Origin of the sequence: Embleya sp. NPDC005971, from assembly GCF_040629175.1 — a bacterium.
In the GTDB taxonomy this organism is placed as follows: Bacteria; Actinomycetota; Actinomycetes; order Streptomycetales; family Streptomycetaceae; genus Embleya.
In genome coordinates this window covers 65424-72676 of sequence record NZ_JBEXUX010000053.1, presented here as the reverse complement: position 1 = coordinate 72676, position 7253 = coordinate 65424, and the positions used below count along the sequence as shown (strand labels likewise).

Annotated in this window: 6 protein-coding genes; 3 read left to right on the top strand and 3 right to left on the bottom strand. The window is 70.2% G+C overall.

Going from position 1 to position 7253, the window contains the following annotated elements; genetic code table 11:
• Window positions 1-181: 181 nt before the first annotated feature.
• The 3 genes from ABZ374_RS35090 to ABZ374_RS35080 all read right to left on the bottom strand — a co-directional run bounded on the left by ABZ374_RS35090 (window position 182) and on the right by ABZ374_RS35080 (window position 4651).
• Window positions 182-1171, bottom strand: coding sequence for a phospholipase (locus tag ABZ374_RS35090; RefSeq protein WP_360319099.1), 990 nt, complete (start codon window positions 1169-1171; stop codon window positions 182-184).
• 1127 nt (window positions 1172-2298) lie between these two features.
• A complete protein-coding gene (locus tag ABZ374_RS35085) occupies window positions 2299-3585 on the bottom strand; it encodes an Ig-like domain-containing protein (RefSeq protein WP_360319097.1) in 1287 nt (428 codons plus the stop codon).
• A 229-nt stretch (window positions 3586-3814) separates the two neighbouring features.
• Window positions 3815-4651: an SAM-dependent methyltransferase gene (locus tag ABZ374_RS35080; RefSeq protein ID WP_360319109.1), complete on the bottom strand. Its 837-nt coding sequence runs from the start codon at window positions 4649-4651 to the stop codon at window positions 3815-3817.
• A gap of 402 nt (window positions 4652-5053) precedes the next feature.
• Between ABZ374_RS35080 and ABZ374_RS35075 the strand changes: the two genes are divergently transcribed.
• From ABZ374_RS35075 to ABZ374_RS35065, 3 genes are all read left to right on the top strand, one after another.
• Window positions 5054-5578 carry a hypothetical protein gene (locus ABZ374_RS35075; RefSeq protein ID WP_360319095.1) on the top strand — a complete coding sequence of 175 codons (525 nt, stop codon included), beginning with the start codon at window positions 5054-5056 and terminating at the stop codon, window positions 5576-5578.
• A gap of 764 nt (window positions 5579-6342) precedes the next feature.
• The gene (locus ABZ374_RS35070; protein ID WP_360319093.1) at window positions 6343-6786 is read left to right on the top strand and encodes a DUF6325 family protein; all 444 of its coding nucleotides are present in this window, start codon (window positions 6343-6345) and stop codon (window positions 6784-6786) included.
• 43 nt (window positions 6787-6829) lie between these two features.
• Window positions 6830-7114: an SHOCT domain-containing protein gene (locus tag ABZ374_RS35065; protein WP_360319091.1), complete on the top strand. Its 285-nt coding sequence runs from the start codon at window positions 6830-6832 to the stop codon at window positions 7112-7114.
• The last annotated feature ends 139 nt before the right edge of the window (window positions 7115-7253 follow it).

Genomic DNA, 7253 nt, shown 5'->3' with positions numbered 1-7253 from the left:
CTCGCGCGTTCGTCCGCCCGCCGTGGCCTCGGCGAGGATGCGGCGATACGTCCGGGCCAGCGCCGGATTGCGCATCCGGGCGCCGCCGGAAAGCGGCCGACGGCCCGATGGAACCCGCAGGACGGGAAACAGCACAGGTCCGTCCCCCGGGGCACACGCCCGCCCCCGGGACCGCGTGGGACTACCTGAACAGGCGGTCGCCGCTGTTGGCCATGCGGTGGGTGCCGCTGTGTCCGTTCACCCAGTCACGGACCATCTTGACCGCGTTGCCGCACTGCCAATTGTTGTCGTAGTCGCGCACCCCGGTGAAGGCGCCGTAGCCCGCGATGATGCCGTCCACGCGAGCGTTGCCGAGGAGCTTGTCGACGTACCACGGGTCGTTGTAGGTGGTCGTCCAGGAGAACGTGGCCGCGAGTCGTCCGGCGGCGCGGTCCCCGGCACCCTTCTTCAGCTCCGCGCAGGTATTCCAGGTGGCCTCGGTGCAGTTGCCGAACCCCTTGGTGATGTCGCTGTCGCCGTAGTCCATCGCCCGCTTGCCGTTCGGGAATCCGGAACCGGATCGGTTGAACGCGTTCACGGCCTGATCGCGGGTCCCGGTCGTGGTGATGCCCTCCAGCGGGCCGAGCCTGCCCTCCAGGCTCTGCCAACCCCGGCCGCCGATGTCCGGCGTGTTGCCGCCGTGGTACTCGTAGAAGCCGTAGAGCACCTGGATGCCGGCGGCCGTCAGGCGCTGTGCCTTGTCCCGCAGTCCGGCGACGCTGCAGGTGCGGTTCGGCGCCTCTCCGCAGTAGTTCGGGTCCTTGATGTCGAGCCAGACCAGCGACAGACGGCGTCCCGCGTTGGCGTTGGAGAGGATGCGGTCGATCATGCTGTCGAAGCTGGGGCCCAGCCGATTCTCGCCGGCCGAGGAACAGTCGTGCCAGGCACGCCATTCGTTCGGATTCCACCAGGCACAGACGTCCACCTCGATCGCGTTGGCGCCGTGGTTGATCGCCGCGTCCACGCCGTCCAGGGTGTCGACCCGGTGCGCGATGGCATAGATCGCCTGACGCTGATCGGCCGCCGCCGCCGGAGTCGTACCGAGCAGGGTGACGGCGACAAACCCGCACAAGGCCGCCACCAGCGCCGCCAATTGCCGTGGCCTGGTGCCACGCCGTGGGTGAGTGGTCAAGACGCTACTCCTTCGTTCGGGTCATTCGGGTGTCCCGGGGCGCACGACCACCGAGCGTCGACATCCGCGTCGACGTCGGCGGGCGGGTGCACGCCGGATCGGCTGCCGCAACGTTCGGCGCGCACGCTCGCCCGCAGAGCCGACCGGCTGAGTCGGGCCCGCAATCGCCGTGACGCCATTGGCAGTTGGTCCATCGGCTGCTGACGCCGGGTTCTTGAACGTGAGCATCACAAACGTCACGCGGCGGCCACGGATCGGGTTGCATGCGCTTGCGAACAACCGCGGGCGGCATAACCGACCGGCGCGGCAGCCGGGCCGGCCGCTCGCCGAAACGAACTCGGAGAATCACCGGGTCGTGTGGGGGAGGCCGCGCGCGGCCTCTCCCACCCGACCCGGCGCGGCTCGGACCTGGGCTCCGCAGAACACGGCGGCAACGCAACCGGCCACAACATCGACGGGCTCCTGCGCGGCACCACCCTGCCACCGCGCTCATCCGACTCGGCCTGGCCGACTTCGCGACCACCGTCGCGGCATCCCCGGCTCTCGAACGGCTATCGACCCGTCCATGGGGACGTCGGACGACAAGGGCGCCGAGGCGCTCCGCACCGGTCGCCCGCTCGGGCATCCACGGGCGGCGGCCCTCGGCCACCACTTCATCACCACCACGATGCACAAGCGCGTCGCCGCCGCGCCCGACCCCGACCACGCTCAGGAGCCCAACGGCAACAACGACAAGGCTTACCGCTACGTCACCGGGCGACCGACCCGCCCGGGACGCGCGAGTGTGAAAGTCGCCGGGCGCGGCCCCACCGCAGTGGTTTCGATGCCCCACACCCACACCACCACCCGTCCGACACCGAACCGGTATGTGCGCAGCCCCCGACCCACCGGGACCCGCCGGTCGGTAGGGCGCCCGGAGCGCGATGCCGCGTCCGACAGCGGGTTCGGGCGCGGACACGATCCGCCGCTTCGGCCACCGGCTCCCGGACCCGGCCGACGCCGACGCGTCGCTCGTGAACGCGGCCGAGCCCCCTGGTCGACGGCGACATCACCGGCGCCTGCGTCACCGCGATGTCGCCGCCGCGCCCGGATCGGGGCGTGGTCCGGTCGGACCCAAGCAGGTCCGGTCAGACCTTGGTCCACTGGGCCCACGTCAAGGTCCAGCCGCTCCAGCCGTTGTCCGCGTCGATGACCCGCTCCGGCGAGTTGATCACCTCGACCACATCGCCGACCAGCGAATTCGCATAGAACCAGGCGCCCGGTTTGCCGGCGTCGCCACCGCCGACCACATCCTCCAGGCCGACACAGCCGTGACTGGTGTTCGACCGGCCGAACGGCGGGTTCGCCTTGTCCTTGAACCAGTGGTTGCCGTGCACGTAGGTGCCGCTCGTGCTCAGCCGCATGCTGTGCGGGACGTCCGGGATGTCGTACGAGTCGGCGCCGAATCCCACGCTCTGCCCGGACATCCGGATCGTGCCCTCCTTGGCCATGATCAGCATCTTGCCGTTGTAGGTGGTGAATTCGTCGCTGCCCAGGCTGGCCGGCAGCTTCTTGAGCAACGCGCCGTCGCGGGTGACGGTGAGGGTGTGGGCCTTGCTGTCCGCAACGCTGGTCTGCGCCCGACCGACGGTGAAGGTGACGGTCTTCTTCTGCTTGCCGTAGACGCCCGGGGAGGTCTGCTTGCCGTCCAGGTCCAGCCGGAGGGTGACCTTGGTGCCGGGCCGCCAATACTTCTCCGGACGGAAGTCCAATCGCGTATTTTCCTTGAACCAATGACCCTTGATTTCGACTGCGGGCTCCGAGGTGACCGTCACCGACCGGTTGACCAGCGCCGTGTCGGTGACCGCCTTGCCGAAGGTCAGCGACACGATCATGCCGACGCCGTAGGTCTCGTTCGCATCGATGTTGAAGTAGCCGTAGTTGGTGTTCGCCGGGGTGAGTGTGGTGAACGAGGACTGCATCGCCGACACCAGCCCGGCAGCGTCCGTGGCACTCGCGGACACCGCGTACTTCATTCCGGTCTGCAGTGCCGCCGACGGGGCCCAACTGGCCCCGTCCGGTGCGATGGCGCCCTCGACGGCCGTGCCCTCGGCGGTCTTCACGACGACCTCGGTGAGCTTCCCGGCGGTCGCGGTGACCTTGAGCGCGCCGTCGGTGGCCACGCCCGTCGCGCCGTCCTGCGGGGTGACCGTGACCACCGCCTTGGACGTCTTCGGCGCGTCGCCGCCGGGATCCTTGGCCCGAGCGGTGGACTTGCCGTCGCCGGGGCCCTTGCCGCCCTTGTCGTCCTTCGAATCGCCGCTGCTGCACGCGCCTGCGCCCAACAGGGCGACGCACAGCGCCAACGCCGGCAGGACGCGGCGGGCGCGCCGCGCCGGAGACCTCCTCGGGTCTTCTCGGGTGGTATTCGGCATGCGCTCTCCTCGGTTGTGGTTCCCGAGGGAATGACAACCGCGGCCACCGAACACGTCACGGGGTCTGCGCATGACGTGTATCACCGCTCGAACCGGGAACCGGGAGCACCCGAACCACGGTGTGAGCAGCGGAGGTTCGCCGCCAGGCCGGCTTGGGCATGGGCATGGGCATGCCTGTCGACCCCGCCTGTCGACCCCACCCCCCGGAAGTCCGGCCGACCCGGCTCGGTCAGAGCTTGCGGGCGACTCCGCCGAACTCGATCCATTCCGCGGTCTCCTGGGTCGGCCCGGGCGTTCCGTCCGGGCGCCAGGTGGAGACCTCGACGAGGCCGGGGTCGAGCAGTTCCAGACCGCTGAAGTACGTCTCGACGTCCGCCGCCTCGCGGACGCGCCCCCAATTGCCCTGGGTGGCGGTGAGCATGAAGTCGCTCAGACGCTCGCGTACTTCGGAATCCGCCGAGACCAGGTGCGAGATGACGACGAAGCTGCCCGGGGCGAGTCGGTCCATGACGCGTCCGACCAGAGCCGCCGGTTCGTCGCTGTCCGGCAGGCAATGCAGGACCGAGACGAACAGCGCCGCGGTCGGCTCGGTGAAGTCGATCAGCTTGGCCACGTCGGCGTTGCCCATGATCGCGTCGGTGTCCCGAAAGTCCGCGGTGATCACGGTCGTTCGGTCGTTGTCTGCGAGAATCGCGCGTCCGTGCGCCAGCACGATCGGGTCGTGGTCGATGTAGGCGACGCGCGACGCCGGGTCCACGCGCTGTGCTATCTGGTGCACGTTGTCCTGGGTGGGCAGGCCGGATCCGTGGTCGAGGAACTGCCGCACGCCGTACTCGCTCGCCAGCACCCGGACCGCGCGCTGGAGGAAACGTCGATTGTTGATCGCGAGCGCCCGTGTGCCCGGCGCCGCCTTGGACAGTTCCTCGGAAGCCTCTCGGTCGGCCCGGTAGTTGTCCTTGCCGCCGAGATAGTAGTCGTACATTCGCGCCACGCTGGGAACCGTGAGATCGAACCCGCCGGGCGGGCCGACCCTGGCCTGGCCCCGGGCTTCATCCTGCGCGTCGATCGGGCGCTCTGCCATGCGAATCCCCTACGTATATCAGGCGATTGACTGCGCGTCACACGATATGAACACGCCGGACACAGCCTAACCGATGCTTGATCGAGTCCATGTCCTGCCATGCTGTGGCCCCGCCGCGACACGAGATCACCTCCCGCCTCCGGCCGGCCGATCGCCGCCGGCCCCGTCGAAGGCGCCTGCCGCCGGCCGACCGCCTCGACAGCCCCGGCGCCCGTTCGGGACTCGACGGCACCGAAGCCCGAAGCCCGTCCACGCCGAACCGACACGAGTGGCATACCTACGGGTCGCCGGTCGCCGGTCGGTGCCGACGCCGAACGGCGGCACCGGTCACCCGCGATCCCGCGACCGCGACAGGCGCCGTCCGCTCCCGCCTTCTACCGTGGAGAAATGGCCCACCCCCACCGAGCGTCGGAGAGATCGCGATACTCGGGCGCGACACGCACGTCCCGGACCGACTACGCCGGTGCCGTCTACGGATCCCTGCTCGCGGCCTCCGTGGTGGCCACCGCCGGGACGCTGGGCCAGTACCCGCGACTCGAACTCAGCATCCTGCTCATCGTCACCGGTCTCGTCTTCTGGGCCGCCCACGTCTACGCCCGCCTGGCCGGTGAACGCGTCCGCGGCTCACGTCCCACCCCTGCCGAACTGCGCCGCGTCGCACGCCACGAACGGTCCATCGTCGAGGCCGCCGTAATCCCCGCGGTAACCGTGGCCGTGAGCCCCCTCCTCGGCCTCGGACTCGCCGCCACCGCATGGCTCGCGCTCGGCATCGCCGTGATCCAGCAGGTCGTCTGGGCCTCCCTCGGCGCCATCGCCGCCGGCGCCGGCCGCAAGCAGGTGGCCGCCGAAGGCGCGGTGAACCTCCTCCTCGGCCTGACCATCGTCGCCGCCAAGGCGGCGCTGGGCCACTGACCGGCACCCGGTTCGCCCGAAGCCGCGCAGCGGTACGCATGCCGGGTCGCCTTGTCGCCCGTCGGTCCCGCCGTCCGCGCCCCCGCCCCGGCACCGGTCCGAAGCGAGGCTCGACCCCCACGCGGGCAACGCTCCGCCTGCCGACACCCGTTCGACGCATCCCGGCCAGGGCGGCGATCAGGGGCCTGCCCACTCCCCGAGCATGCGGAGCGTCGAAGCCGGCCGGGCCGACCCTGGGATTCGAGGCCCGGGGCGGTGAATTCGTCCGCATGGAGCACCGACGGTGCGCCGACCTTCCGCTTCCCCCTTTCGGCCCTGAGGCCGCCTGTCCCCGACACCTCGGCAAGATGGCGGTGTCGGCAACCAGGATGGCGGTGTCTGCAACACGGAAGACCACGCCGACGGGCCGAACGAGCACGTGGGCTCACACCACACCCACGTCCGTCCCGGTCGCCGGTGGTCGAAACCGTCGGGTGCCCCCGTGCGACGGAAGGCGTGGCAACACGAGGCGGGCCCGGTCCGTCCCGGCGCTCGCCGTGAACCCTCCGCGACCGGCGCGCGAGACTACGCCGCACGTGCCGAGTCAGGGCTGCCCCACCCCGGGAATCGACCGAGAGTCGAGATGCGTCCCCACCCGTCCGCTGCTGCAATGACGAAGGTGACGGTCACCGGTCGGTCCCCGAGCCATCCCCCGCCGCGAAAGCGCGTGGGCGGACCGTACCGAAACACTCCGACGACCCGACCCGACCGGACGAGGAGCCCACATGAGCAACGAACCCAACGAGCCCGGCCCGATCGACTACCTGGTGATCGAGTTCCCCGGAAGTCGGATGACCGGCGAGGGCCTACCCCTCCTGATCGATCTGGTCGATCGCGGCATCATCCGGGTGCTGGATCTGATCTTCATCCGCAAGGACTCGGACGGATCGGTCCGAGGAGTCGAACTCGCCGACCTGACCGGAGACGATCGCCTCGACCTCGCCGTCTTCGAGGGAGCCTCCTCGGGGCTGCTCGCCCAGGACGACATCGACGACGCGAGCAGGGTGCTGGAGCCCGGCAACTCGGCAGCCGTCCTCGTCTACGAGAACGTGTGGGCCGGCCCGCTCGCAGCCGCCTTGCGCCGTGGCGGAGCCCGGCTCGTCGCCAATGGGCGTATCCCGGTCCAGGAGATCGTGGCGTCTCTCGACGCCGCCGAGACCAGGGCCTGAGCCGCTTCCGAACGCTGTTCCCGCATCAGTGAGGAGACAGATCATGCCCGGCCTTCTTCGCGGCATCGCCCGCACCGCCGTCGTCGCCGGAACCGCCACCGCGGTCTCCAACCGGGTCTCCCGGCGCCAGGGCGGTCGCTGGGCCCAGCAGGAATCGCAGCAGACCGCGCCCCAACCCGCCTACGCCGCCGAACCCGCCCCACCCGCACCGGCGGACGACATGAGCAGCAAGCTCGCCCAACTCAAGGAGTTGGGCGAACTGAAGGAGCAAGGCGTGCTCAGCGAAAGCGAGTTCGAGGCTCAGAAGGCCACGATCCTCGGCTCCTGACCTCGGGTCGGAGGACATCGGCCCGCCGGAAGCGCCTGCGGCGCGGCACCGGGCGGGCCTCGATCCACACGAGCGGCCCGTCCGGCGCCGCCATCAGGATCGCCCTGATCGTGACCTATCGGCGGCGCCGGACGCTCGT

Excerpts from the sequence above, each read along its gene's own strand:
- ABZ374_RS35085 (WP_360319097.1), bottom strand. The coding sequence starts at position 3,585 with ATGCCGAATACCACCCGAGAAGACCCGAGGAGGTCTCCGGCGCGGCGC.
- ABZ374_RS35075 (WP_360319095.1), top strand. The coding sequence starts at position 5,054 with ATGGCCCACCCCCACCGAGCGTCGGAGAGATCGCGATACTCGGGCGCG.
- ABZ374_RS35070 (WP_360319093.1), top strand. The coding sequence starts at position 6,343 with ATGAGCAACGAACCCAACGAGCCCGGCCCGATCGACTACCTGGTGATC.
- ABZ374_RS35065 (WP_360319091.1), top strand. The coding sequence starts at position 6,830 with ATGCCCGGCCTTCTTCGCGGCATCGCCCGCACCGCCGTCGTCGCCGGA.